At 52.1% G+C, this 24,559-nt stretch carries 23 protein-coding genes; 11 read left to right on the forward strand and 12 right to left on the reverse strand.

Features of this window, described 5'->3' with window-relative positions:
- Positions 1 to 20 precede the first annotated feature (20 nt).
- From tssG to tssB, 7 genes are all read right to left on the reverse strand, one after another.
- A complete protein-coding gene (gene tssG, locus F6R98_RS11560; protein WP_153249153.1) occupies positions 21 to 1,001 on the reverse strand; it encodes a type VI secretion system baseplate subunit TssG in 981 nt (326 codons plus the stop codon).
- Positions 953 to 2,692, reverse strand: coding sequence for a type VI secretion system baseplate subunit TssF (tssF, locus tag F6R98_RS11565; RefSeq protein ID WP_153249154.1), 1,740 nt, complete (start codon positions 2,690 to 2,692; stop codon positions 953 to 955). The genes tssG and tssF overlap by 49 nt, the downstream gene beginning before the upstream one ends.
- A 3-nt stretch (positions 2,693 to 2,695) precedes the next feature.
- Positions 2,696 to 3,115, reverse strand: coding sequence for a type VI secretion system baseplate subunit TssE (tssE, locus tag F6R98_RS11570; protein WP_153249155.1), 420 nt, complete (start codon positions 3,113 to 3,115; stop codon positions 2,696 to 2,698).
- A gap of 85 nt (positions 3,116 to 3,200) precedes the next feature.
- A complete protein-coding gene (gene tssD / locus F6R98_RS11575; RefSeq protein ID WP_153249156.1) occupies positions 3,201 to 3,683 on the reverse strand; it encodes a type VI secretion system tube protein TssD in 483 nt (160 codons plus the stop codon).
- Positions 3,684 to 3,747: 64 nt separating this feature from the next.
- Complete coding sequence (locus tag F6R98_RS22785) at positions 3,748 to 3,948, reverse strand: type VI secretion system contractile sheath large subunit (RefSeq protein WP_153249157.1); 201 nt, start codon at positions 3,946 to 3,948, stop codon at positions 3,748 to 3,750.
- 175 nt (positions 3,949 to 4,123) lie between these two features.
- The gene (gene tssC, locus F6R98_RS11585) at positions 4,124 to 5,614 is read right to left on the reverse strand and encodes a type VI secretion system contractile sheath large subunit (protein ID WP_153249158.1); all 1,491 of its coding nucleotides are present in this window, start codon (positions 5,612 to 5,614) and stop codon (positions 4,124 to 4,126) included.
- A gap of 20 nt (positions 5,615 to 5,634) precedes the next feature.
- A complete protein-coding gene (gene tssB, locus F6R98_RS11590; RefSeq protein ID WP_153249159.1) occupies positions 5,635 to 6,132 on the reverse strand; it encodes a type VI secretion system contractile sheath small subunit in 498 nt (165 codons plus the stop codon).
- Positions 6,133 to 6,930: 798 nt separating this feature from the next.
- On the opposite strand from tssB, the gene F6R98_RS11595 reads away from it, so the two are divergent.
- Positions 6,931 to 7,449, forward strand: a complete 519-nt coding sequence (locus F6R98_RS11595) for a pilin (protein ID WP_153249160.1) — start codon at positions 6,931 to 6,933, stop codon at positions 7,447 to 7,449.
- 478 nt (positions 7,450 to 7,927) lie between these two features.
- On the opposite strand, the gene F6R98_RS22790 is transcribed toward F6R98_RS11595, so the two are convergent.
- The 3 genes from F6R98_RS22790 to F6R98_RS11615 all read right to left on the reverse strand — a co-directional run bounded on the left by F6R98_RS22790 (position 7,928) and on the right by F6R98_RS11615 (position 10,230).
- On the reverse strand, positions 7,928 to 8,164 hold the full coding sequence (locus F6R98_RS22790) for a contractile injection system protein, VgrG/Pvc8 family (RefSeq protein WP_194269906.1): 237 nt from the start codon (positions 8,162 to 8,164) through the stop codon (positions 7,928 to 7,930).
- 501 nt (positions 8,165 to 8,665) lie between these two features.
- Positions 8,666 to 9,673, reverse strand: a complete 1,008-nt coding sequence (locus F6R98_RS11610; protein WP_194269907.1) for an AraC family transcriptional regulator — start codon at positions 9,671 to 9,673, stop codon at positions 8,666 to 8,668.
- A 236-nt stretch (positions 9,674 to 9,909) separates the two neighbouring features.
- The gene (locus tag F6R98_RS11615) at positions 9,910 to 10,230 is read right to left on the reverse strand and encodes a thiamine pyrophosphate-binding protein (RefSeq protein WP_153249163.1); all 321 of its coding nucleotides are present in this window, start codon (positions 10,228 to 10,230) and stop codon (positions 9,910 to 9,912) included.
- 161 nt (positions 10,231 to 10,391) lie between these two features.
- On the opposite strand from F6R98_RS11615, the gene F6R98_RS11620 reads away from it, so the two are divergent.
- From F6R98_RS11620 to F6R98_RS11640, 5 genes are all read left to right on the forward strand, one after another.
- The gene (locus tag F6R98_RS11620) at positions 10,392 to 11,849 is read left to right on the forward strand and encodes a catalase (RefSeq protein WP_153249164.1); all 1,458 of its coding nucleotides are present in this window, start codon (positions 10,392 to 10,394) and stop codon (positions 11,847 to 11,849) included.
- 286 nt (positions 11,850 to 12,135) lie between these two features.
- Positions 12,136 to 13,179, forward strand: coding sequence for an IS30 family transposase (locus F6R98_RS11625; protein WP_153247527.1), 1,044 nt, complete (start codon positions 12,136 to 12,138; stop codon positions 13,177 to 13,179).
- On the forward strand, positions 13,169 to 14,746 hold the full coding sequence (locus tag F6R98_RS11630; RefSeq protein ID WP_228124844.1) for a serine hydrolase: 1,578 nt from the start codon (positions 13,169 to 13,171) through the stop codon (positions 14,744 to 14,746). Before F6R98_RS11625 ends, F6R98_RS11630 begins: the two co-directional genes overlap by 11 nt.
- Before the next feature lie 129 nt (positions 14,747 to 14,875).
- Complete coding sequence (locus tag F6R98_RS11635) at positions 14,876 to 15,706, forward strand: alpha/beta fold hydrolase (RefSeq protein ID WP_228124845.1); 831 nt, start codon at positions 14,876 to 14,878, stop codon at positions 15,704 to 15,706.
- Between the two features lie 254 nt (positions 15,707 to 15,960).
- Complete coding sequence (locus F6R98_RS11640) at positions 15,961 to 16,458, forward strand: Dps family protein (RefSeq protein WP_153249165.1); 498 nt, start codon at positions 15,961 to 15,963, stop codon at positions 16,456 to 16,458.
- 102 nt (positions 16,459 to 16,560) lie between these two features.
- Here the strand turns inward: F6R98_RS11640 and F6R98_RS11645 are convergent, their stop codons facing one another.
- Positions 16,561 to 18,603 carry a cellulose binding domain-containing protein gene (locus F6R98_RS11645; protein ID WP_153249166.1) on the reverse strand — a complete coding sequence of 681 codons (2,043 nt, stop codon included), beginning with the start codon at positions 18,601 to 18,603 and terminating at the stop codon, positions 16,561 to 16,563.
- Between the two features lie 217 nt (positions 18,604 to 18,820).
- Here F6R98_RS11645 and F6R98_RS11650 point away from each other — a divergent pair, with 217 nt between their 5' ends.
- Both F6R98_RS11650 and F6R98_RS11655 read left to right on the forward strand, forming a co-directional pair.
- Positions 18,821 to 19,822 (forward strand): LysR substrate-binding domain-containing protein, encoded by a 1,002-nt coding sequence (locus F6R98_RS11650; RefSeq protein WP_153249167.1) that lies wholly within the window; start codon positions 18,821 to 18,823, stop codon positions 19,820 to 19,822.
- Positions 19,819 to 20,124: a hypothetical protein gene (locus F6R98_RS11655; RefSeq protein ID WP_153249168.1), complete on the forward strand. Its 306-nt coding sequence runs from the start codon at positions 19,819 to 19,821 to the stop codon at positions 20,122 to 20,124. The genes F6R98_RS11650 and F6R98_RS11655 overlap by 4 nt, the downstream gene beginning before the upstream one ends.
- A gap of 150 nt (positions 20,125 to 20,274) precedes the next feature.
- Here F6R98_RS11655 and F6R98_RS11660 read toward each other — a convergent pair whose 3' ends face one another.
- Positions 20,275 to 20,775: a methyltransferase family protein gene (locus F6R98_RS11660; RefSeq protein WP_153249169.1), complete on the reverse strand. Its 501-nt coding sequence runs from the start codon at positions 20,773 to 20,775 to the stop codon at positions 20,275 to 20,277.
- Positions 20,776 to 20,921: 146 nt separating this feature from the next.
- Between F6R98_RS11660 and F6R98_RS11665 the strand changes: the two genes are divergently transcribed.
- From F6R98_RS11665 to F6R98_RS11675, 3 genes are read left to right on the forward strand one after another with little or no spacing between them, the layout of a single operon-like run.
- Positions 20,922 to 21,584, forward strand: a complete 663-nt coding sequence (locus tag F6R98_RS11665) for a hypothetical protein (RefSeq protein ID WP_153249170.1) — start codon at positions 20,922 to 20,924, stop codon at positions 21,582 to 21,584.
- Between the two features lie 50 nt (positions 21,585 to 21,634).
- Complete coding sequence (locus F6R98_RS11670; protein ID WP_153249171.1) at positions 21,635 to 22,867, forward strand: YcjF family protein; 1,233 nt, start codon at positions 21,635 to 21,637, stop codon at positions 22,865 to 22,867.
- The gene (locus F6R98_RS11675; protein ID WP_228124846.1) at positions 22,852 to 24,381 is read left to right on the forward strand and encodes a GTPase family protein; all 1,530 of its coding nucleotides are present in this window, start codon (positions 22,852 to 22,854) and stop codon (positions 24,379 to 24,381) included. Before F6R98_RS11670 ends, F6R98_RS11675 begins: the two co-directional genes overlap by 16 nt.
- Positions 24,382 to 24,559 lie beyond the last annotated feature (178 nt).

Below are 24,559 nucleotides of genomic sequence, written 5' to 3' on the forward strand. Positions count from 1 at the left end.
CTATTTCCTTTATGGATAATTCAATGACAGAGTACGTACTCTCGTGAGCTTTCTATCTGTCCGGGATCAGGCTGACTGGTATGTCCCAGCCAGGTATCAAATCCCAGACTATTCCATTTTCCAGCCTTCAGGCGCGCCGAAGCCAGCACCTCCGGCTTGATGTTTAACCTCAATAGCACTCGCAACGGTTGGCGTAAATAGAATTTCAGCAAATGTTTCAGTTGTTCGGCCTGCACAGACCCCGGAGCAAAGCCGCGAAAAGCGGCGTCGTCCAGTTGCGACAGTTCTATGCGTATCGTTGCGCTGCGATCCGCCACCCGCGCGCCCAATATCGCTGTTTCTCCCAAAAGGCTGCACGCACGTCCCAAACGCGTCAACTGATCGACGGCTATAGGCTGGCGGTACATCACACAGGGGTGAATTTCGATATTCTTATTGTTGAAATAATCCCTGAGCAAAGTCGTCAGATCCGACAGAGTTTTGCGTTGCTGGTTAAAAATGCCCAGGTAACGCAGGATGCGGTGGCTATCGCTGATCTGACTGCGAACCGTGGGTTCGGACAATCCGGCAAACGCGTAAAGATACTTCAGATAGGATTCGCTATGCTCTTCATACAACTTGAAGGGAAGCTGATGTTTCAGCCAGGCCCGATAAAACAAATCATAGAGGCGGTTGGTCAGCATGTCGAGAAATTCACGGCAAGCCTTGCCTCCATCTCGATATTCCGCCAGCAGGTCTTCGGTATAGAAGGTCGGCAGCGGTGAAGTTACGCCGTAAAGTCCTAGAAAGCTGGCCGTTATCCTGACATGCCTGGGCCCCATAAGCTCAATGGCGGCGATGTCGGTACCCGGAAAAGAAAGCCCGAGATACGGGCGATAGTCCACCCGCACGTCTTCGAGCAGCTTCAGCAGGCGAACTGCCTGAAAAAAGCCGTATTCCTTGCCTTCCGCGCTTAACCTGGCAAGGATATCAGTCGATGATTCGCTACGCGTTCCGGCCATTTGATTATCTCGCCCAAGCCGGTGGTGACCAGCTCGAATTTACTGTAAGTATTGATTTCCGAGCTGGCTGCAAAAAAACGATCCATCACGCAGCCGAACAGATATAAATCGCCCTTGCCGTTAAAACAGCTTTCATCGCAATACAATCTGATTCGCCGCCCTCGCAACGGCGTACCGCGAAAAAGACGCGATTCATCGAATATTTCCATCCGCTTCAAACCGTCGATACGCCTCAGGTTGCCTTGAGATGCCGCGCTGACCGGATGTCCGCCGGTTGCGAGCAAACGCAACAATTCGCGCAAAGCCTCCACACTGGTAATACCGTTATAATTCAGCGATAAAAACGAAAGCACGCTCCACAGCATTCCCCCGTGTAAACAAGGCTCGCGTTGCGGCGTCGGCGCATTCAGGTTTTTGAAGGTAAAGCGCTCCGGAGAGCTGTCGGTTTTTACCGATATATCCCCCGGCCTCAAGCGTTCGGGAAGCCCGCCGTTGGAACAGGTCATACGGATGGACAAGGTCTCGTTTTTTTCCGGGACGCCTTGCGGATAAACGACCGATATCAAGGTTTCTATGCCCTTGCCGCTCAGATGCGGACGCCTGAACAAGCGGTAAATATTCTGCGCCTGTTCAACCGATACGGAGAAATGGCTGATTTCCTGATAATCGATTTCATTATGTTCTCCCTGCCGCAGGCCTCTGACCTGATCCACTCGGTAAACGGCATAGTGCTGCTGCCTGTCGTCCTGTGGACGAATACGGTACTCGATTTGTTTATGGTCGATCTGAATGGGATCCGCGGCATAATTGAACAGATTCAACGCAGGCACCACATTCAGCATGAACACATCGCTTTTCAAATGCAGATCGTAGATGCCGGGGTCGAACTCTATCTCGATGCTGAATTCGTTTCCCGAGCGTTTTTTCCAGTTCGAGAGACCTTCTATATCGATAAAAAGCAACTTCTCGGGCATTTGCAGGTAGTCCTGGAGAAGCTGGTGTTTCGGGAATGCCTGTGGAGGATAAGGCGTTAAATAAACGTCGTATTGCCGGCAAACCAGTGCTTCGACGCCCAGCGACACCGGCTGTTTCCCGCCGTCCACCAGCCTGACGCGCGTGGCGGTTTCCTGCAAGGCATAAAACCAGTTGCATGCTTCGCGCATGTCCAGTCCCAGGAACAAGCGCAAGCTCTGCGCCTTGAACTCGGCAAGATCGATACCATCGGCGGCGAAACGCAATTGCAATACCGGCGCCTGCCCCGCCGCCTGTTTAAGCGTTGAGCCGGCCAGCTTGATCGGATGAACATCGAGATCGGCTATGGTTTTGAAACGGCAGGAAGTGCCGTCCACCGGTACCGAAGCCAACTCGGTGTTGCGTTTAACTACGGCGGTATCGTTCAGCTTCAGGGCCGGCAAAAACTGTATCAGCGCCGCGCATGGCAACTGCCGTAAAAACTGGGGGAAGATGAGATTGCTCATTTCCTGAGCAATCTGCGGAAAATCATCGTCCAGCTTCTGCCGCACCAGCCCGGTCAGAAAGGCCACGCCTTCCAGCAAACGCTCGACATCCGGGTCGGCGGAAGCGCCGGTAAGCATCGGCGCCAGCGTGGGATTGGCCTCCGCAAACTCGCGCCCCAGCTCCCGAAGCGCAGACAACTCCGACGCATAATAGTTATTGGTGAAATTTACCATGCTTTACGACCAGGATGTACTGATACGCCCGTCGGGCTTGACCGTGGTACTCAGACGCAACGGTATTTCCTTGTCATCCACGTCGATAAAACCCTCGAGCTGAAAAGTCAAAACAATTTCGCCGTCTTCGCGTCCCTTTACCGTAATGGCGGGCTTTTTCAGCCGCGGCTCGAACAAAGAGATGGTTTCGACAACGGCATCTTGCAATGAACGAATGGATTCAGAGGTAAATCCGCTCGATACATTAGTGAAATCGGGAATACCATAACGCTCATCTATCGGAACAGAACCGCGCTTGGTATTCAGCATATAATTCAGGTGAGAAAGTACGGAATGTATCAGCACATCGACCTGAGTCTGATAGGTTCGCTTGGAACCCCGCTCCCAGCGGCTGATGCGCTCCAGTAATCGCTCTTCGTGCATGGAACGTCACATCAGTTAAAAATACGCCCGGACGTGCACAAGCTATGCGTTTGTACGCCCGGACGTATTTGCATTACCTTGAGGCTTATTGGCCGGTCCAGGAATCGACAGCTTCTATGCCGCCATCTTTCCAGGTAGTGGTAATTTTTCCATAAGTGAGCGCTACAATCTCCCAAGTAGGATACTTGGTGAAATCAGGATCCAGAATATTCTGTGTCTCGTGCTCAACCGAGATGACCACCGCATTCTCGATTTTTTTCGTAAAGTAGACAACTTCCTGACCATTTTTGTCAATATGGGTGAATTCAAGCAAAGCTTCGGTAATGGTTTCACCTGTAGTCAGCGCCTGCTGAATCTTTGGGCTGGATGCGTCGACCGATTTCCTGACAAGAAACGGATGATGAACGCGCTTACCTGTTGCCAGACCTGTCTGCAAACTTACCGGAATATCAATCTTGTGCTCATGCCCCTGGACCAGAATCTTTTTTTCATGGCCTTTAATATCGCAAGAACCGTCGATTTGACCCTGTTTTGCGCCTTTCAATGAAAAATAACTTGGTAATGCCATTTTATCTACTCCTTTACATTAAAAAAACAAAAAGCAATTAAAACTGCTGAAATATCATTTTATTTCAAGCATACCGACCAGAAAAAACGTAAAGGGAGCCCCCTATATTCGAATGAGGCCCGACCTTTAAACCAACCCGATACCGGCCGGTCTCCCCTTCAACATTTTCGACCACGACTTCTGCCTGATACAATGGTCTCCAACTGCGGACTTCGGGGAGAAGGTTATCCATGTCCGCTACATATTGACTAATCCATTTATTCAATTCCGACTCCTAGTCGCCACGCTTTCTCCATATACCTATGCTGTTCACACCGCATGACCATTATACAATTCATCAAGCGGCGACGATTAACATATATAACATTCGAGTCGAAAGTTGGCAATTAAGTTCCGTTTTCCTGCAAAAAAATAAAACAAAAAAGCGAAAACATTACTTCTTACTTCTTTTCCAGCTTGCCGACCAGAGAAAGCGTAAAGGAAGCGCCCATGTATTTGAAATGCGGCCTTACCTTTAAACCAACCCGATACCAGCCGGCCTCGCCCTCCACATCTTCAACCACGACTTCCGCCTGACGCAAAGGTCTCCGGCTGCGGACTTCGGGGAGAGGATTATCCATATCCGCTACATATTGACTGATCCATTTATTCAATTCCGACTCCAGGTCGCCACGCTCTTTCCATGTACCTATGTTCTCACGCTGCATGACCTTGATGTAATGCGCAAGGCGGCTCATGATTAACATATAGGGTAATTGAGTGGAAAGACGGTAATTAAGTTCCGCTTCCTTGCCTTCTTTTGAGTTTCCATAAAATTTCGGTTTCTGAACCGAATTCGCCGAAAAGAACGCGGCATTGTCCGAATTTTTGCGCATGGTCAAGGCAATAAAGCCCTGTTCAGCCAGCTCATACTCGCGGCGCTCGGAAATCAATATCTGCGTCGGAATCTTGGTCTGTATTTCCCCCATCGATTCGAAGGTGTAAACCGGCAAATCGCCGACCGTTCCACCGCCCTGCGGACCGATGATATTCGCGCACCAGCGGTAATCGGCAAAGCTCTCGGTGAGGCGCGTCGCGAATGCAAAAGAGGCATTACCCCACAAAAACTCCTGGTTGCCGCCCGAAACACTTTCCTTGTAGTTAAACGACTTGACCGGAACAGTGTCCGGACTATAGGGCACGCGCAGCAGGAAACGCGGCACAGTCAACCCTATGTTGCGCGCATCTTCAGATTCGCGGAAAGCTTTCCACTTGGTGTACTTCGGGGACTCGAATATGGACGCCAGATCCTTGAGGTTGGGCAATTGATCGAAATTGTCGATACCGAAAAACTCAGGACCCGCCGAAGCAATAAAAGGCGCGTGCGCCATTGCTGAAACACTGGCTACATACTGAAGCAACTTCAAATCCTGCACGCCAGGCCCAAACTCATAGTTTGCTATGACCGCTCCCACCGGCTCGCCGCCAAACTGTCCATACTCCGCGGTATAGGCGGTTTTATACAAGCCTGACTTGGTAACCTCGGGCGCGTCCTCGAAGTCTTCCAGCAATTTGTCCTTGGCAACGCTGATCATCTGCAAACGGACATTCTCGCGGAAATTGGTTCGATCCACCAGAAACTTGAGACCACGCCACGCCGATTCCAGCTTTTGAAATTCGGAGTTGTGCAGAACCGCATCGACCTGCGCGCAAAGTTTTTGATCCAGCGCGTTGATCATTTCATCAACCTGACTCTGCGTTACACGCTCGATTGAAGTCTGCGGCTCCAGCAACTGACTGATAAAAGCCTGTAAGCCCTGCTTGGTAATCGAATAAGACTCGTCATCCGGCTTGATGCGGGTCGCCTGCACCAGTTCGTCCAACAAGGAAAGTTCACCCGCGTCTGCCGCGCCCGCTGCCGCTTCGGCCAGCTTCTCGTTTTCTTCTGCCATTAGAAACCTCTGATTTTTGCTTATTTGTCGTCCTGAATACCGAGTTCCGACAGCAAACGCGCACGTGTGCCGTCATCCTGCACCAGATCCTGCAAACGTTTTCTGAACTCCGGAATATTGCCCAGCGGCCCTTTAAGCGCCTTCAACGCATCGCGAAGATGAATCAGACTCGCCAGTTCAGGTATTTTTTCGACAATCGCGTCAGGCGAAAAATCGTTCAGCGAGTCAAAGTTCATTTTCACAGCCAGGTCCGTCGCTTCGTCGCCCGGGTTACCCAGTTTATTCGGAACGGTCAGGTCCAAGGATAAATTTTGTCCCTTGAGCACGTCATTGAAATTATCCTTGTCGATATTGATCGGTTTGCGATCCTCTATCGGTGTACTGTCATCCTTTAAGGTAAAATCCCCCAGCACCATCAACTTGAGCGGAAGTTCTATTTCCGCCTGGGCATTGCCCGTCGCCGGACGATATACAATATTTACCCTTTCTTTAGGTGCAACCGAACCTTCGTTGGCCATAGCCGATCCCCACAATCTAGTATGTTTATTCAGCCTGAGCGCTAGGTTATACAGCACAACACGCTGCGAGCCGCCGCTACCTCAGGTTCCTTCGGGTCTTCATTTATAACATGTAAATATGACATATTCACTACTTGCTTGTTCCGCTCTTTGGCAGCGCCCATCGATTCTGCCGTATAAAAAACGGTGGTCTTTTATAACATGGAGAGTATGACATAGTCATAATTTGTAAGTTCCGCTGCAGGAAGCACGCTGCTATCTCTTTGTATTAACTGCAAAGGGCAACGGGCGCTTCGACTGGCGAACAGCGCACGAAATCATTGCCGGGAGCGGCATAACGACAAGCCGGCGCGCGCCTTTGCGAGAACACCAGTGAAAGTGCTTGCTTAGTATTGCCCCACCATCGCGTAAGCGTCGCCCTCTGACGCGCAAACGGTTGCGCCACGCCTAGTTGTCCCCTCACCCAGCCCCGCTCCTCGGGGACCGCACTGCAGTACAGTCCGGCTACGGCGGTGCAAAGCATGCTTCGAAAGTTCCGCCTTCGCCCCGGCGGGAGAGTGAGTCAGGCATTCGCTCCGCGATTCGCACGGTAAAGAGAACGGGTTTATTGCTGTGAATATATACTGTGAGGGCCGGAGTGAGGCTGGCAGGATCGGCAATTGCAGGGTCTCAAAATCGGGAGCCTGATATTCAGTTTTTGACAACGTGCGAACAAACGTGTAAAACAGCATCCGCTAGGGTATTTACCTATAAGCATTTGAAATAATAGGTATTTTCTATATAAATAGGTAATTAAGCATGATCAATAACAGCAAAACGCGTCAAAACGGTTTTACCTTGATAGAGTTAATGATTGTGGTCGCCATCGTAGGCATATTGGGAACCGTGGCGTTTCCCGCCTACCAGGATTACGCCATACGCAGTCAGGTATCGGAAGCAATATCGCTGGCCGGCGCTGCAAAAACAGCAATCACCGAAGTTTACATGCAATCCGGCAAAGCCCCGGCGAACAGAACGGCGGCAGGATTAAGCGCTATCGGCAGCGATACATCCGGCGCCTACGTGTCGGCGCTCGATATCAAAAACGGCGTCATTACCGCGACGTTCAGCAGTACGCCGCCGCAGCGAGCCCACACCGGCATAAATGCGAAAACGCTGACTTTCGTTCCGTTTTTAAGCACAGAGGGAGGCGTCGCCTTCAAATGCCGCGCGCTCGGCTCCTCAGCGACGACAGGCTCTGGCACCTTGATGACCGGCTCGGCTGATAGCAGCGGCAGTCTGGAAGGAAGATACGCGCCGCAGGAATGCCGGCTATAACGCGCGACCGCTATTGCCGATCAGAACGGACGAATTCTGCTGTTCCAGCCGGCGATGACCCAAGGTATACCTGACTCGACACGCGAACATGATGAATAGCCCCGATAGAAACCGGTTGAGGCGCGCCTTGCGCCTCAACCACGATAATGATGGTACAGGCCGACCCTCCCCCTGCATGCATAGGTATGATATCTACACAAGCTCCCTCTCCTGTGGGACCCCGTGAACGGATACGTAACCACAACGCAAGCCCGTTGCCGTAGTTTTTCCCTGATATTGCCTGCTGCGGCAAAGTATGGCTTCCGCACGTAATTTGGCAATTTCCTCAGCTTCCGCGTTACTTGTAAGTTTTTCTCCATACAGAAAAACTTCACCAATGCCATGGATGGGGTCAACCTGCGCACTTCCTTTTATCCCGTTATCGGCGCGATAATGCTGGTAATCCATGGTAGTCAATTGTAAAGGCACGGATCAGGTTTCAAGCGTCAGTTCCAGAAGAAGGTTTTTTGAGCCGGGGGCGGCATCCAAGGTCGGGCTGGTACTGCAATTCCCAAGTATGCGCAGTATGTGCGGTATTTACATCGCTAAAAACTATCTTTTTGCATATGCCGCCACTAATATTTTCGGCCTGATACCACCAATAAATACCCAGCCGCTCGGCCCAGCGCGTTATGAAACCCAGATAACTTTCCTGATATTGACATATATAAGGCAACGCTGGAAACTCATGCCCATCACTATACCTCCCATTATTTTTAAGTTTGACTTCATAGCCGGCGTTCGGACCGGTGCTGTCCGTAATTCAGTCTGAAATTCTCCGGCCTCTTTACGCACTCGCAACTATCAAGCCACGACATAAAGATTGTCCGATTTTACGAAAACTCAATATCAGATAAACGCAATTTATTATCAAAAAACGAAAATAACACAAAATATTTTCAGTTTTAGTTAGTCAAATATTGAGCAGGGGACTGCCCGCGGCTTAAAGCGCTAAAGAATGAGAGAATCAAATTGGCAACTGATTAGGCAATGCATAAACCGGTTATCGTCGATTCCGTGCAAAACACGGCAAAAGCCCATCACCGAACGGTTTTATGCCATGGGAAGGTTGATATCCCTCCGTCGTCGGTTTTATAGGAAGTCAAGTACTGCAGGAGTCTTTTGTCGTACCGTATCGCACCTTTGCAGGCTGGGAACAGAAGCTCTATCGGTAATCTCAGCAGTTTTGCGCGCGCGCCAGGGTTTCGGAAGGGCGCTCGCCAAAACGCACGTAATAGTCGCGCCCAAATACGCCCATATGCGTAAAGCCGCAAGACAGCGCAATGCCTGTTACCCTGTCGCAGGAAGTAGCCAGCTTCAGACGGTTATGGGCGAGCGTAAGCCGCTGCTCGCGTATCCACTGCGTGGGCGTGCAGCCAAAGCGGCGCTGAAAGCCGTATTGCAAACTACGTGCAGACAGACCGCTGATGTGTTCCAGTTCAGAAAGTGCCAACGGTTTATCCAGATTTGCCTGTATATAGTTGCAAACCTGTTCCAGGTTTCGTTGATCGACTTTTTTGTTGCTCTTACTGTTATCGATCAGAAAGAGCTCGGGCAACAACATCATCGCAAATGTTCGATAGAGCGTATCATCCAGCCCCAAAAGCGCCAATGCTTGCGGCTGGTCTTGCAGCAGATCTATCTGAGCAAAGTATGAACGCAGCAGTTTATCGAATGATATCCCTGCTGCTCGTAGCGGTACTTCCCTGTCTTGTTCATGGGCGGAATTTACAAACTTGCGCGTGCTTTCCAAGCCGGTCATTGCGCGAAGCGTATGTTCCAAACGTGACTTTTGTACGTCAAAATACACGCCGGCGTATCCATCGCCCGTTACAGTTTCGCTCCGCCCGCTGGAAAGAAGAAATGCAGTGTGGCCAGTCCGCTGGTAGTACTTGCGTTTATTTGCAGTAACGCAGCATTGTCCGGAAGTTGGAATGCCTAATGAGGTAAAAGGAAGCCTGTCCCCCTTCACCAGGAAAGGAGTAAGAGCACCTGCGAGAATGTGCATTTCACCTATGTTGATTGCCGTGGTTTTATGATGTATTTCAGCGGATAGAGGTGCTATGTCATAGTCGCCTGAAAATCCAAGACTGATGCTTTCTGCGGCCGAATCGAGAGATAAACCGCTCAGCGAGTTTCTGTCGCCAAAAGGCAATGCGGACAATTTTTTTGCTTTAGTCTTCATACATAAACCAGGCTTCTTGCAGAGCCAGGTACCGGCTGGGAGGCTGTCCGGGAACTCTACAACTAAAACTTTACATACATACATTCACTCGGACGGCGTTTTTTGATGAAATCTGCAATTCATTATCCGCCACAGTGGAGCAATTATAAACCCTGCGCAAGTCGATTCCTGCAATGGTTTCTTGCCGGCGCACGGGGCCAAGGCAGTCCGTCCGAATTACCCTTATAAAAATGTTGTCATAGGGTAATGAAGAGGTTGGCGGCCTTAGGTCCGCAGGTTGAACAGCAACAGCCAATCTTGCCGCTTTCGCTAGCATGGCCATCAGCCATGAAGGCAGTCCCGGCTTCGCGCCGCACCAGCAGCGGTATGCCGCCGTTACAAACGCTTTTGGCAAGGGCGTTGCACAGTGATCCGATAGCGCACCGCCTTAAACTCGTAATCGAAGCTGGTTTGTTCAGATAGACAACTAGCAAATCTACAACTCTCGGTTTTTGAGCCTGAGCGATTTCAGCGCTTTCCAAAAGTAGTTTTCGTGCGATTATGGAAAAACTCGACATTGCCGTCCGTAAATAAAAGCAATATCCGATAAACGAAAACCACTATCCAGAAAACGAAAAACGCAAAAATAATTAAGTTTTTTCCTAAAAAACTAATATTCACGAGCGAACAAATTCACAGTTCTGGTGTAGACTCCAGAAACTAATCCACGGGGGTATTCATGAGCGACGAAAAGAAATTGACCACCAACGCCGGATGTCCGGTTGCTCACAACCAGAACATCATGACCGCCGGGCCACGCGGCCCCCAACTGTTGCAGGACGTCTGGTTTCTGGAAAAACTCGCGCACTTTGACCGGGAAGTTATTCCCGAGCGGCGTATGCACGCCAAAGGTTCCGGCGCATACGGCGCCTTCACTGTGACCCACGACATCAGCCAATACACGCGAGCCAGGATTTTCTCTCAAATCGGCAAGAAAACGGATTTGTTTGCGCGATTCACCACCGTGGCCGGTGAACGCGGCGCAGCGGATGCCGAACGCGATATTCGCGGTTTTTCGGTGAAGTTCTATACCGAAGAAGGTAACTGGGATCTGGTCGGCAACAACACGCCGGTATTCTTTCTGCGCGATCCGTTGAAATTCCCCGATCTGAACCATGCGGTGAAACGCGACCCGCGCACCAATATGCGCAGCGCGAAAAACAACTGGGATTTTTGGACCTCGCTGCCGGAAGCCCTGCATCAAGTCACCATCGTCATGAGTGACCGGGGCATTCCCGCCAGCTACCGCCACATGCACGGCTTTGGCAGCCATACATTCAGTTTCCTCAATGCCAGAAACGAGCGTCACTGGGTAAAGTTCCATCTGAAATCGCAACAGGGCATACGCAACCTGACCGATGCCGAGGCTGAAGCTCTCATCGGCAAGGATCGTGAAAGCCATCAGCGCGACCTGTTTGAAAGTATAGAACAGGGCGACTTTCCGAGATGGACGCTGTATGTACAGATCATGCCGGAAAAAGATGCATCCAAGGCACCCTACCACCCGTTTGATCTTACCAAGATATGGCCGCACAAGGATTACCCGTTGATAGAGGTGGGGGTTATGGAACTGAACCGCAATCCGGAAAACTTTTTCGCGGAAGTGGAACAATCGGCATTTAATCCTGCGAACATTGTACCTGGCATCGGCTTCTCGCCCGACAAAATGCTGCAAGGGCGGCTCTTCGCCTACGGCGATGCCCAGCGCTACCGTTTGGGTGTGAATCACCACCTCATTCCTGTCAATGCTCCGCGCTGCCCGGCACACAGCTACCATCGCGACGGGGCCATGCGTGTGGACGGCAACCATGGCGGCACGCTGGGCTATGAACCGAACAGCTATGGGGAGTGGCGGGAGCAGCCGGATTTTGCCGAGCCGCCTATGGCCCTGGAAGGCACGGCTGATCACTGGAACCATCGCGAAGACTCGGATTACTACGCTCAGCCCGGAGCGTTGTTCCGTTTGATGACGCCGTCGCAGCAACAGGTTTTATTCGAGAACACTGCGCGCTCTATCGGCGATGCGCCGCGTGAAATTCAGTTTCGCCATATCGGCAACTGCCAGAAAGCTGATCCGACATACGGCAAGGGCGTTGCTGATGCTTTGGGTATTGCATTGAGCGAGATATCAGCCTGAGCGAAATAGATGAGTTGGCTCACAGGCGTTCAGAGACCGGCCCCAAGCGCAGTCGAAAAGCCGGAGTTACAAACACGGATGATAACTGTATCGGTATACCACCCGAGGAAAGGAACCGTGTTTCCACATCAAACCTTGCAGTGCAAGGGCAATGTGAACTCCAATGTAATTTTCCGCGTCAGTTAACCAGCGGCGCTCGGTGAGGGGAAAAGATGAAACCACGAATTATCGATTTTATACTCGGCGGGCTCAAAATACAAGTGCAACACTATGATAAGGTGTTGCAATGGAAAAGAAATATAATCACTTAAGTGCAGAGGATCGTGCCGCGATCATGTTGATGAAGTCAGATGGACATAGCCTGAGGGCGATGGCTTTGAGATTACAGCGATCTCCGTCAACGATCAGTCGCGAATTGTTACGCAATCCAGTCAAGTCTGGTAGCTATTGCGCAGGTACGGCGGGGATACGAGCGAGGCAGTTACGCCATATGGCTCGAAAGCCGCGCAAATTATTACCGGATAGCCTGCTTTTTGGCGTAGTCGATTACTTTCTGCATGAAGGTTGGTCGCCTGAACAGATTTCTGGCACACTCAAGCGCGTGTATGCAGAGCAGGGAGCCCTTACGGTGTCACATGAAACGATATACACCGCACTGTATGCCTTCCCACGCGGTGAATTACGCAGCGAACTGTTGAGCTGTTTGCGGCAATCTCACACGGGCAGACGTCCTCGCGCCAGAGGAACCGATCGGCGTGGTCAGATACCTGATATGAACAGCTTGCATGTACGTCCACCGGAGATTGAAGACCGGCTGGTTCCAGGGCATTGGGAAGGTGATCTGATCAAGGGGTCAGGCAATCGTTCTTCGGTAGGCACGCTGGTCGAGCGTAGCAGCCGCCTTGTGATGCTGGCGGCTATGACGTCCGGCACGGCTGAAGCCGCACTGGAAGGCTTCAGTAACGCATTGAACCGTGTCCATGAGCCGATGCGCAAAACCATGACCTATGATCAAGGTAAGGAAATGAGCTGCCATAAAACGCTCAGTGAGCGAGCGGGCATCACCATCTACTTTGCCGACCCTCATAGCCCTTGGCAACGCGGAAGTAACGAGAACACCAATGGACTACTGCGCCAGTATTTACCCAAAGGAACCGATTTGTCGACCTACTCGCAGGAGCAACTGGATGAAATCGCATACAGACTGAACACGAGACCGAGAAAAATTCTCGGGTTTAGAACCCCCTTGGAAGTTTATGCCGAATTCCTGCATAATTGCCAAAAGGATGAGGCTATGTGCGAATCAACAACCGTTGCACTTGGAATTTGAAACCGCCCTCATAACAGGAATATTAGCAATGGCCTCAACGCCCGCAGCCAATGCATCCAGAGGAGATTTTCAAATTGTTTATCAAGGTCGGACAGTTGATGATTTAGTGATAAATTACATGCAAAGAAACCATATTCCAGGCCTATCGCTCGCGATCGTCCAGGCGCCTTATATACCCAGAGTCGTTGCTTACGGCTTAGCCGATACTTCAGCAAAAACACTTATATCCAGCAACACAGTGTTTAATGTGGGCCAAATTACCAATGCCTACACAGCCGTCGCCGTCATGCAACTCAAGGAAGAAGGAAAGCTGGGATTGGAAGATCCTGTAACAAAATACCTGCCCAATGCCTCAAAGGAGTGGAACAGCATTAAGATTCGTCATTTGTTGACGCACTCATCGGGCCTGCCTTCCTATAACGAAGCGTCCGGCTTTGATTATAGTCAGGATTACAACCTTGACTCTATTATCGATATGGTTAAAAAGATTCCGGCGCGTTTCAAAGCCGGCCACGATACGTACAATAGCGCTACGGATTTTTATTTATTAGGCGCGATCATTGAAAAATCGAGTGGCGTCTCTTACCAGGAATACATCACAAAAAATCAAATTGAGCGCGCAGGTTTAAAATATACCTTCTTCCCATCCAGCCTCGAATCGGTTAAAAATGAGTTGCATAACGGAAGCCAGCCTTTTCTGCACGCGGAGTTCAAGCAGAATCCGGTTTTCATTAACCCGGCCGAACCGGCCGTGGGTTATCGTGACGCAAATAACGGTTGGACGGCTGTAAAACCAAATAAGCAATCAGCCACTTTTGCAGATTCAGGAATAATGGCGTCCGCTCAGGATATCAGTATATGGGATATTGCATTAGCCGGAGAGATTCTGGTTAAAAATCCGGAGAATCGTGAATTTCTATACCGCTCAGTCAAACTGGATAATGGCAAAATCAGCCCGGGGAATGCCGGCTGGCAATTTCCGGGGCATCCTGGTTTGATGTATATCAAAGGTAATATTCCCGGCTTTTCGACTTTCCTAAGCCGGTTTACAGCGCCAACGGAATTACTCTGCGTAACCTTGTTGGCCAACAAGGACAATATTCGTGACCTGGATGTGTTGGCGCGTCAAATTGCAGGCGCTTACGATCAAAAACTGGCAGCGCCTGCAGGATCGGCATGGGTAGTATCCCGCGAAAGTCCCTATACTGTAAATGAAACGCTTGATCGGGTAAGTAAAGTGCTCGAAGCAAAGGGCGCCAAAGTATTCGCCCGTATCGATCACGGCGCCAATGCAGCCGGAGCAGGAAAAGCCATGAAGCCGAAGCAGGTATTAATCGTCGGTAATCCTGCTGTGGGAACAGACTTGATTATTGCCAAACCAACAGTGGCAATTGATTTACCTTTACGCATTATGGCGTGGGAAGACGATACCGGCCAAGTATGGGCCAGCTTCACTGATCCGGTCGAACTTGGCAAGCAATATCATATAGAAGGACAAGAACAAGTATTAAACAATATGTATCAAGCCGTATATGCAGCTGTAGATAAAGCAACTACAGCCTATTAATTATCGTCTTCAGTGTCAGCCTGCGATCATTTGCAGGATGACGCATGGTTTTTATCATAACTGTTCGCTTTTGCTACGACACAAACGCAAAAGATACTACCTGTCACAATCAACGGAGGAAAATCCACAATGGGCACTTTGAACACGATTATCACCAAAGACGGCACGGAAATTTATTACAAGGATTGGGGATCCGGACAGCCCGTCGTCTTCAGCCACGGCTGGCCGCTCAACGCCGATGCCTGGGAAAAGCAGATGGTCTATCTGGCATCCAACGGCTATCGCTGCATCGCGCATGATCGCCGCGGTCACGGGCGCTCAAGCCAGTCATGGAAAGGCAATGAAATGGATACTTACGCCGACGATCTGTCGGAACTTATCGAAGTGCTGGACCTGAAAGCCGCCACATTGATCGGACACTCAACCGGTGGCGGAGAAGTCGCCCGTTACATCGGACGGCATGGCACCAAACGCATCGTCAAGGCCGTGCTGGTAGGCGCGGTAACGCCGCTGATGCTCAAGACGGACGCCAACCCCGGCGGCCTGCCGATTGAAGTGTTCGACGGAATTCGTACCGGCGTAGCCACCGACCGTTCACAGTTTTTCAAAGACCTCGCTACACCGTTCTACGGCGCCAACAGGCCGGACGCGAAGGTCAGCCAAGGCGTACGCGACGCATTCTGGTTGCAGGGCATGCAGGGCGGCCTTAAAAGCGAGCTCGACTGCATCAAGGCATTTTCCGAGACGGACTTCACTGAGGACCTCAAAAGGTTCGACGTGCCGACCCTGATCATACACGGCGGCGACGATCAGATCGTGCCGATCGACGCCTCGGCTCGCGCCGCGTCGCAACTTATCAAGAACGCGACACTGAAAATATACCCCGGCGCTCCCCACGGCCTTGCCGACACGCATAATGATGAGCTCAATACCGATCTGCTCGCCTTTCTCAAAAGCTAGGGAAAGTGGATATTTACAAGATTATTTGTAACTATTCAGCATAACCCGCTGGAGAGGAAGCGAGGTGAGCCAGGCGAGACCTGCTACGTCCATGGATGGGCGTAGAGAGCTTCCAGGGAAGGACTTGCAGCGTGGTTAATATTCCGCACGCTTCCGCATGTCTCGACTGGCTTGCCTCAACCCGGCCGCTTCGGTCATGACTCTAAAGCACTCGCTGAATACTTACGATTATTTGATCATCAGGAAAACCAACCATGACAACCTCAAACCAGAATATAAGCGCAAAAATTGATATAGGTATTTCCGAAACCGACCGACTGAAGATTGTGCAGGGACTGTCCGGCCTATTGGCCGACAGTTACACGCTCTATCTGATGACCCATAACTTTCACTGGAACGTCAGAGGCCCCATGTTCAATACCCTGCATCTAATGTTCATGGCGCAATATACGGAGCAGTGGAATGCCCTGGACCTCATAGCGGAACGCATCCGCGCGTTGGGATATCCCGCACCCGGCACCTACAAGGAATTCGTCAAGCTTGCTTCGATACAGGAAATCGAAGGCGTGCCAAAGGCATTGGACATGGTTCGTCACTTGGTGGCGGCGCAGGAAGCCACTGCACGTACCGCCCGCAGCCTTTTTCCTGCAGTGAACGACGCCAACGACCAGCCTACCGCCGACCTGCTGACGCAACGATTGGAGATACATGAGAAAACTGCCTGGATGCTGCGCAGTTTGCTGGAAGAGTAAGCACCCGCTCAGAAGAGCGGGACGAGACTTCCTGCCGGGTAAGTGGGAAAAGATTAATGGAAAAGCCGGCCCGAAAGCCGGCTTTTCTGCCGCTACGAAACCTTATAAGCCAAGATCGGTAATAAAGCGGTTGGTGTAACCCAGAGTGGAAACACTGGGCACAGAACTGCAGGTCGAAGAAGCGGTGGATTGGGAGCAAGGAGTATCCCGGTCCAGCGACCAGAAGTGCAAACCGGCCAACTGGTTGCTTATCGCCCATTGCGTCATGCTATCGACATTAGCCAGCGAGAATATCTCGCTGGATACGTCGTTGACGCCTATCATCGGCGTCAGCTCTATCTTGCTGTACGGCGTGCCGTATTTCGCATTCAGGTTCTTCGCCGCCTGGATAGCGCTAAGCCCCATATCGCAAACGCCGTTCGACACCACGCAAACGCTGCTGCCGGGCGCACCGAAATCCATGGCCATCAGGTTGATGGTATAGTTGGTCACGGCATACTGTTGTATCGCCTGCATCACATAATAGCCGGTGACATTCAAATCGCCATACGGGTTAGATGCCGCCGTTCCGTTAGAGGAAGCCAGGGTTGCTATGGTAAAGCTGAAGCGCAGCTTGGGATAAGCCGATTGCACGGCGGCCACCTGCTGTACCAGACTGTTGATCTGCGCCTGGGTTTGTCCTGCTTCTATATCGAAATCGATGCCGACCAGATTTTTCGAGGCATAGCGATTGATAAAAGTAGTCATTCCTGCAGCGCTCGAACAGGTAAATGCACCCGCAGCCCCGCCGGTCGAAACCACGTAGTTGACATTGGCGTTGGCAAATGCCTGCACATTAGCCTGCGCCAGCGCATCAGCGGCTACACCCGCCCAGTTTTCACTACCGCACTCACCGGTCGCAAACGCCCATGTCACAGCAGGCAGCTTGGCCGGTATGACATTCAGTATCGGAGTCAGCGTGCCGGTAATCGCCGTAGACATCACATTGGTATTCCAGTTCAAGGAAGTGCCGATATCCTTGTAAGGGCTGAACAACAGGCCGCTCGCCGTTCCGGTACCGGCCGGAGTAGTCGAACCACTTGAACCTGAGGAAGATGAGCCGCTTCCGGATGAACTGCCGCTGGAAGATGAACCACTGCCGGAAGACGAACCGCTTGATGAACTACCCCCTGCCGCAGCAGCTACCGATGAGGCGAAAACAACCGTCTCGTAAGTACTTCCGCTTGCCGCAGTCTGCAAATCAGCCGGCGTCACGCCGTTGAATCCGCTGGACGTAACGCCGCCCGCAGGCAATGCGGCCGCCCAGGACGCCGGCGTCAAAGTTGTGGTGCCGTCAGCGGCGATATTAACCTGAAAATTCCACGGACCGCTTTGAAACACATTATGAGCCGTCGCGGAATCCGGGAATTTCAAAATAGCCTGCCAGCCGCCGGCCCCCGAGGGTAGACTGCCTGACGACATGTTCTGGACCGCTACCGTACCGCTATACCCGCCGCTCCATGTATTATTGATGGAAAACAGCACTTGCAAAGCTGGAGTTGCGGTTGTTGCAGAACCGCTGCCGGATGATGTCGACGATCCGGAACCGCTGCCGGTTGAACTGCCGTTGGAGCTGGAAGAACTGCTCGAACCGCTGCCGGCAGCTTGCCCTGCTTCGAGATTGGCTATGGTCTGCTGAGACGCTTGCGCCGACAAAACCGAAATCACGCACGGCTGGCCGTTAAAGGTGCAGTTAGCCAAATCCACCGTCGGATTCAACACGCCCGACGCATTGAAACCGATGCTCAGCGCGCTGTTTGCGGCCACCGCGCTCTCCCACGATGGTGAAGTCAGCGTGAAAGTATGAGTGGATGCGTTATAACTTGCGTTTGCATTCCAGAAAGACGACGCCTGAACTTGCTGGCCCAGCCCTGCAGACTGAAATGTCAACGTCCAGCCATTGCTCACGGCTGCAGGCACCCACACAGCCAGAGAGCCGGTATACCCCGCCCACGAATCCGTAGCGCTACCCCATGAAGAAGCCGCGCTAATAATCGCATTTGGCACCGGTGCGGGCAAAGTCGCCGCAAAGGCGGGGAATCCGGCCACACATGAAAATATCAAGGCAGGCAATGCGCCTGTCAGTAATCGCAGCTTGCTTTTCATCTTGAACCTCCGTAAAAATAAAGCGTTAAAAACAATAGATGAATAGACGGCTACCGCCATCCGAGTTTCCGACACCGCGCAGATCGCGGCGGATCGCGCTTTTTCCAAATAGACTCCTGCTTTCTCTGCTGAGTTAAAGCTTTTACAGCTTGTAAAATAAGATGACAGACAACCGTATTAGTTCAATAACAATTTTGTAAGAGGCGTTATTCATCCCATGAATTTACGAGGCGTAGACTTAAACCTGTTAACGGTATTCGAAGCGGCATATGAAGAGCGCAGCCAGATCAAGGCCGCGGAACGAATAGGAATGACCCAGCCCGCCATCAGCAATGCACTGGGCCGCCTCAAGCATATTGCAAAAGATCCTCTTTTTACCGGAAAGTCCAGCGCCGGACTGCAACCGACGCCGCGCGCGGATGAGATTTACGATCAGATACATCAGGCGCTGAACCTTGTCCGAGCCGGGTTGACCAATGATATCGAATTCGAACCAGCAGACAGCCACCGGCATTTTTCGCTGTCGATATGCTATGGCGGCGGCTCGGTGATAGGACCCGCGCTGTACCGGAACGTCAACCGCGAAGCGCCGAACGCGCGTTTATCGATCTATTCGATCGACCCGGAAAAAGAAGCGACGGCGATGCTGCGCGACCACAGTCTGGACATCCTGGTGCATTACAACAAGTACGCCGATCCGGGCTTGATGCACGAGCTGATCTATCAGCACCAGCCTGTCATCATTGCGCGACGTGAGCATCCGCGCATAGGCGAGATGTTCACGCCCGAACAGGCGCTACAGGAACGTTTTGCGATAGTTTTCGGACATTTCCCCACTCTTAGCGTTATTTCCGAACAGGAAAACTGGTTCGATCAGGTCTACGACAGAATCGCACTGCAGGTTCCCAATGTCATGGTTTTGCTATTGGCTGTAGCGCAAACCGATCTGCTGGCGCTCACGACGCAGCAAATCGCGCACACGTTCAAAAATCTATTCGATATCAAATGCTATCCCGTACCCTGGCAGATCGAGAGAGTCCCGCTTTACATGATCTGGCACCGCTCGGCCCAGGCGGACCCGGCCCATAGATGGCTGAGGGAAAAAGTGAAGGAAAGCATACGGCACACCTGGATACCTCCTATCGATCAACGCGAGTACATAACGCAGGAATGGATTTTCAGGCATGATACGTTTACCCAGCAACGGCATGTTCAATGAAACGGCCCGCATGCCTTGTCGCTTTATATGCACTGCTCATGTTATCGATGCCGGTCTTTGCCGAGGCCGGCGAGGAAGATAATATCAGCGAGGAAGTGCAATGCCGGCGCATGGATCGCCGGAGCGACGATTACCGATTGGAAGAAATCGGCCACGTCGGCGTATACGGCAATCAGCAGGCCGCGCAGAATTGCAATCAAGCGTTCCCTGACTGCGGCTACCGGTGCGTCGCCTGTATATACAATTATCAACACGATGGAGAGGTCTGCGAAGACCGAAGCGGCAACCGTTTCCTGAACTGAGTTGCCGTCTTGCTCATTTTATGGGCTCCTGCAGGAATAAGGCTTAATTTAGGAGCGGTTAAAAAACAAGTACGACATGAATTGCTTATATATTACTGATTTTTTGGTTATTTTAAGGTATAACTGTAACGGTTTCTGATTAACAGATTCCTAGAACCAGCGCCGCACTTTTTTCTTGTAATTCGAATAATAGACGCCAAATTTCGCCTGCAGATGGCGTTCTTCGGCACACACAACCCAATAATGCATTACCAACAAAAGCGGCGGCGTCAGCAGCAAAATCCAGCCTTGATTTACGATGGAGCCCGCACCAAGATAGCAAAGCGTCAACGAAACATAAACCGGATTTCGCGAATAAGCATAGGGGCCGTCCGTGATCAAGGCCGATGCCGGTTTGCGCACATCCAAGGTCGTTTGATGGCGGCGAAAACGAAGCAGGACCGGCGCTATAATTAATATACTGGCGATGAGCATGGCCGTACCGGTAAACTGAGCGAGCGGATCGGGAAATAGCGGCCACGGCCAAAAATAGTTGAGCGCCATACCGGACAGGAACGCAGTTGCATACAAAAACGGAGGCGGTACGGCGACGCCTGGCCCCTGAAGCGGATCGGAGCTGCAACGTTTTAGTTTGTCGTTAATCCGGCCCAAAACCAGTACTCCTCGTCAGATCAATTACAGGTGTTATGGATTATTAAAGCATACAAACGCTGCAAGCGATGCATGCGCATCAAACAGACGTCTGGAACTGGAACGGATCACAAACGCGCTATGTGCACAAATATCGGGAAGATTGCATGGTAAATCGGTTACTTCTATTTCGGTTATTTATAATTCTGGCGCTATTGCATCTCGAAGGATGCGCGACAACGGCGTTACCCGACGCAGGCCTTATCAAGCGCTACGACTATGGTTACACCACGCCCAAACTGACTTTTGCGCTGCACTCGCATCTGATCGTAGTCGACCTGCGACCGGAAATCATATCGGGACACAAAGCACCCGGCTATGTTGGCGAGGCGTTCAATGTATTCGGCGCCCCGATTGATGTAACCAATGCCGATGGCTGCCAGGCGATGCACACCACGCATACCACGGAGCGCTGTCTCCCGTTCCACGAAAGCGTATACAATGCAATTCTGCGGCCGGGAGGCGGCATATCAGACTCATACAGACTGTTCGTCATCATCAATCAATGGAAAACCGGGATACGCAATGGACTCGCGCTAAACTACGATCTGGCCGCTATCGTCGAAGACAAGGATCGAAATGTTGTCGCCAAAACCCATATCATGGGATCGGATGAAAGCATAGATACCAGCGGCATCGGAGCGATCCACTTCAGAAATCACAATCAGGCTGCCGAAGAAATGAGCAAGATAGTCTCAGGCGCTCTCGCGCGCAAGCTGGAAATACTGCTGGGCGGCGACATCGCTCAGGCTTTGCGCAATCATGAATAAAGTTCAGCATGGATTACCGCAGGCGGTGCACAACATGACGAGGAGTAACTATGACCCTTGCGAATTTCAGGAACGGTAGCTGGTCCTGGAAGCGATTCGGTAAGGTGCTGTTCAGCCCCAGGCCGGATAACCTGGAACCGAAATTAGAAGCGGTCAGACAACAACTGCCTACCCCGGTGTTCTGGTTGCTGGGTAAAACCCAATCCGGCAAAACCTCGCTGATACGCGCATTGACCGGCAATGACAGCGCAGAAATCGGCAACGGTTTTCAGCCTTGCACCAAAAGCTCGTGTTTTTATGATTTTCCATCGCCCAGCCATCCACTGATCCGATTCCTCGATACCAGGGGATTGAGCGAGACCCGCTACGATCCGCAGGAAGACTTGTGCTGGTGTGCAAGGCAGGCGCACTTATTGCTGGTGGTGCTGCGCGCGCTGGATATGAATCAGGCCGAAGTGGTTGAAGCGGTAAAAACCATACACAGGCAGCACCCCCAATGGCCGGTGATCGTGGTTCAAACCGCGCTGCACGAAGCGTACCCCGACCCGCAATACGAGCATATCCAGCCTTACCCTTACCAGCATTCGCCATTTCATCAAGAAGTGCCTCATGCCTTGGCGCAAGCCCTGCTGTATCAGCGCGACTGGTTTAAGGATATCCCGGCTTATTTTGTGCCGGTCGATTTCACACTGCCGGAAGACGGCTACGAACCCGCCGATTATGGCGTCGATGCGTTATGGGAGACCATAACGGCCGCTCTGCCGGAAGGCGTCGTCGTTTTACTGCACGGCACGGAACAGCACAAGGAGTTACTGAGTTTCCATGCCAAAAAAGCGCATCCGCACATCATCAGTTATGCACTGCTCAATACCGCCGTGGGGGCCATTCCGGTGCCTGTGGTCGGACTGCCGCTGGTGCTGGCCGTGCAGGCCAAGCTGTTCCACAGCATTGCATCGATCTACGGATTGACGCTTACGCCCAAACTCTACGCCGAATTTACCGCCCTGGTCGGCGCAGGCGTCGGCGCGGGATTGCTGGCGCGCGAGCTGTTCAAGCTGCTGCCGGTCTACGGCTGGGCAGTGGCGGGAGGCTATTCCGGCGCGATGACCTATGCGCTGGGTAAAATGTTTTGCGTCTATCTTTACGGCGTTAACAGCGGCGCCCTCCCGGACCGTGAAACCTTGAAACAAACCTACCGCGATGCGTTCGCGCAGGCGCGCCTGCTGATCAGGCTCCCGCACAGCCCCAATACCCGGACGACCGATTCATGCCGATGCAATTAACGCGCTTCGCCTTGTTGCTGGGCGTATTTTTTCTGCTGCCCTGGCTGGCGCTGATCGGTCTGGGCGCTTACTGGCTATGGGAACAGAACTGGCTTTACTATGCGTTAGGCATCATCCTCGCCAACTGCCTGCTGTGTTATCGCCTGCTGAGTCGGCGCAGCAAACACGCGCGCGCGCCGCTGATCAAGCCTATAAAGATTTCTCCCGACCCCAACTGGCCGGACGCTGCACAGCCGGCCTGGAAGGAGATAGAGCAAAAGGCGGAAAGCTGGAAAACCCGCAGCGATTTATTCGCCGATCCGCACGCGATACTCCACTTAAGCAACGAGGTCTTGACCATCGTCGCCCGGCAATTTCACGCCGGCTCAAAAGATCCGATACTGGAATTCCCGCTGCCGTATCTGCTTAAACTGATCGTGCTGGTGTGCGAAGACATTCAGCATGAAGTGCTTGACAAGATACCCGGCAGCCATGCGGTCACCGTCGGCGATTTACGCCGCATCAAGCAGTTCATCGACAATGTTGATACGCTGAAAAAAGGCGTTAACGTCGCGCATTCCCTGTTCAACTGGCCGGGCGCAGCGCTGGGAACCGCGCATAGCTGGCTGGTGGGCAAAGGGATGAACGTCGTTGCCGCCGAAGTCCGGCAGCGGCTGGTCAACGCCTATATCCGCAAGCTGGGGTTTTATGCAATACAGCTTTACAGCGGCCAGCTCAGTCTGGACGACATTGCTCCGGGCGACATCTTGAGCCAGTATGCACAACAGGATATTGCGCAGGCAGATCGCGCCAATACAACGGTGGAACCGTTGCGTATTCTGATCATCGGACAGGTCAGCAGCGGCAAGTCCAGCCTGCTCAACGAAATATTCGGCGACATCAAGGCCGCTGTCGGCCGCCTGCCCGTCACCCCGGAAATAACGCCTTATGTTCTGGAGCATGACGGATTCAAAAAAATCATCGTGCTGGATAGTCCCGGCTACGGCGGCCTGGCACATAACAACATCCCGGAGGAATTGAAACGGGAATGGGACAAAGTGGATATTATTCTATTCGTCTGCCATGCCGCGCAGGCGGCAAGACAGGCGGATGCGGAACAGCTGAACGCGCTACGCGGCTATTTCCAGCAGGAGCGTAAGAATCAGACACTGCCGGTAATACTGGTGGCGGCGACGCATATCGATCTGCTGCGACCGGTCCGCGAATGGCAGCCGCCCTATAACATACAGCAACCGCAGCGCGCCAAGGAACGCAGCATCCGGCAGGCATGCGAGGCCATCGCCCATGATCTCGGCCTGGAACTGGAGCAGGTTCTGCCGGTATGCATGGCGCCGGATCGGCCGGCCTACAACATAGAGGAAGGCTTGATTCCGCTGATGCGCGAACATCTGCAGGACGCCAAGCGGGTGCTTTTTCTGCGCTGCCTGCGCCATCAGCAGGATATTGGCTACTGGCGGCGCTGGCGCGATCAAATACGGCGGAGCGGGCAAATCATTTTGAGTCTGATGCCGTAATTCTCGAACCTGAAACGTTAACAGTACAAACATAAATTCGCGATTTTTTCAATCCGGGCGTTCATTACTGCGTCGCAATATATCTTGCCCCACCCGACGGGATTGCTGCAAAATTGATCTCAAGAAAGCCATCACATTAACGGACTACCCCACTCGTTGCTTGGGTACTCGAAAGATG

Source organism: Candidatus Methylospira mobilis, from assembly GCF_009498235.1.
Classification (GTDB): Bacteria; Pseudomonadota; Gammaproteobacteria; order Methylococcales; family Methylococcaceae; genus Methylospira; species Methylospira mobilis.

Coding starts and splice junctions, on each gene's coding strand:
- tssG (WP_153249153.1), bottom strand. CDS start 1,001: ATGGCCGGAACGCGTAGCGAATCATCGACTGATATCCTTGCCAGGTTA.
- tssF (WP_153249154.1), bottom strand. CDS start 2,692: ATGGTAAATTTCACCAATAACTATTATGCGTCGGAGTTGTCTGCGCTT.
- tssE (WP_153249155.1), bottom strand. CDS start 3,115: ATGCACGAAGAGCGATTACTGGAGCGCATCAGCCGCTGGGAGCGGGGT.
- tssD (WP_153249156.1), bottom strand. CDS start 3,683: ATGGCATTACCAAGTTATTTTTCATTGAAAGGCGCAAAACAGGGTCAA.
- tssC (WP_153249158.1), bottom strand. CDS start 5,614: ATGGCAGAAGAAAACGAGAAGCTGGCCGAAGCGGCAGCGGGCGCGGCA.
- tssB (WP_153249159.1), bottom strand. CDS start 6,132: ATGGCCAACGAAGGTTCGGTTGCACCTAAAGAAAGGGTAAATATTGTA.
- F6R98_RS11595 (WP_153249160.1), top strand. CDS start 6,931: ATGATCAATAACAGCAAAACGCGTCAAAACGGTTTTACCTTGATAGAG.
- F6R98_RS11610 (WP_194269907.1), bottom strand. CDS start 9,673: ATGAAGACTAAAGCAAAAAAATTGTCCGCATTGCCTTTTGGCGACAGA.
- F6R98_RS11615 (WP_153249163.1), bottom strand. CDS start 10,230: ATGTCGAGTTTTTCCATAATCGCACGAAAACTACTTTTGGAAAGCGCT.
- F6R98_RS11620 (WP_153249164.1), top strand. CDS start 10,392: ATGAGCGACGAAAAGAAATTGACCACCAACGCCGGATGTCCGGTTGCT.
- F6R98_RS11625 (WP_153247527.1), top strand. CDS start 12,136: ATGGAAAAGAAATATAATCACTTAAGTGCAGAGGATCGTGCCGCGATC.
- F6R98_RS11635 (WP_228124845.1), top strand. CDS start 14,876: ATGGGCACTTTGAACACGATTATCACCAAAGACGGCACGGAAATTTAT.
- F6R98_RS11640 (WP_153249165.1), top strand. CDS start 15,961: ATGACAACCTCAAACCAGAATATAAGCGCAAAAATTGATATAGGTATT.
- F6R98_RS11645 (WP_153249166.1), bottom strand. CDS start 18,603: ATGAAAAGCAAGCTGCGATTACTGACAGGCGCATTGCCTGCCTTGATA.
- F6R98_RS11650 (WP_153249167.1), top strand. CDS start 18,821: ATGAATTTACGAGGCGTAGACTTAAACCTGTTAACGGTATTCGAAGCG.
- F6R98_RS11655 (WP_153249168.1), top strand. CDS start 19,819: ATGAAACGGCCCGCATGCCTTGTCGCTTTATATGCACTGCTCATGTTA.
- F6R98_RS11665 (WP_153249170.1), top strand. CDS start 20,922: ATGGTAAATCGGTTACTTCTATTTCGGTTATTTATAATTCTGGCGCTA.
- F6R98_RS11670 (WP_153249171.1), top strand. CDS start 21,635: ATGACCCTTGCGAATTTCAGGAACGGTAGCTGGTCCTGGAAGCGATTC.
- F6R98_RS11675 (WP_228124846.1), top strand. CDS start 22,852: ATGCCGATGCAATTAACGCGCTTCGCCTTGTTGCTGGGCGTATTTTTT.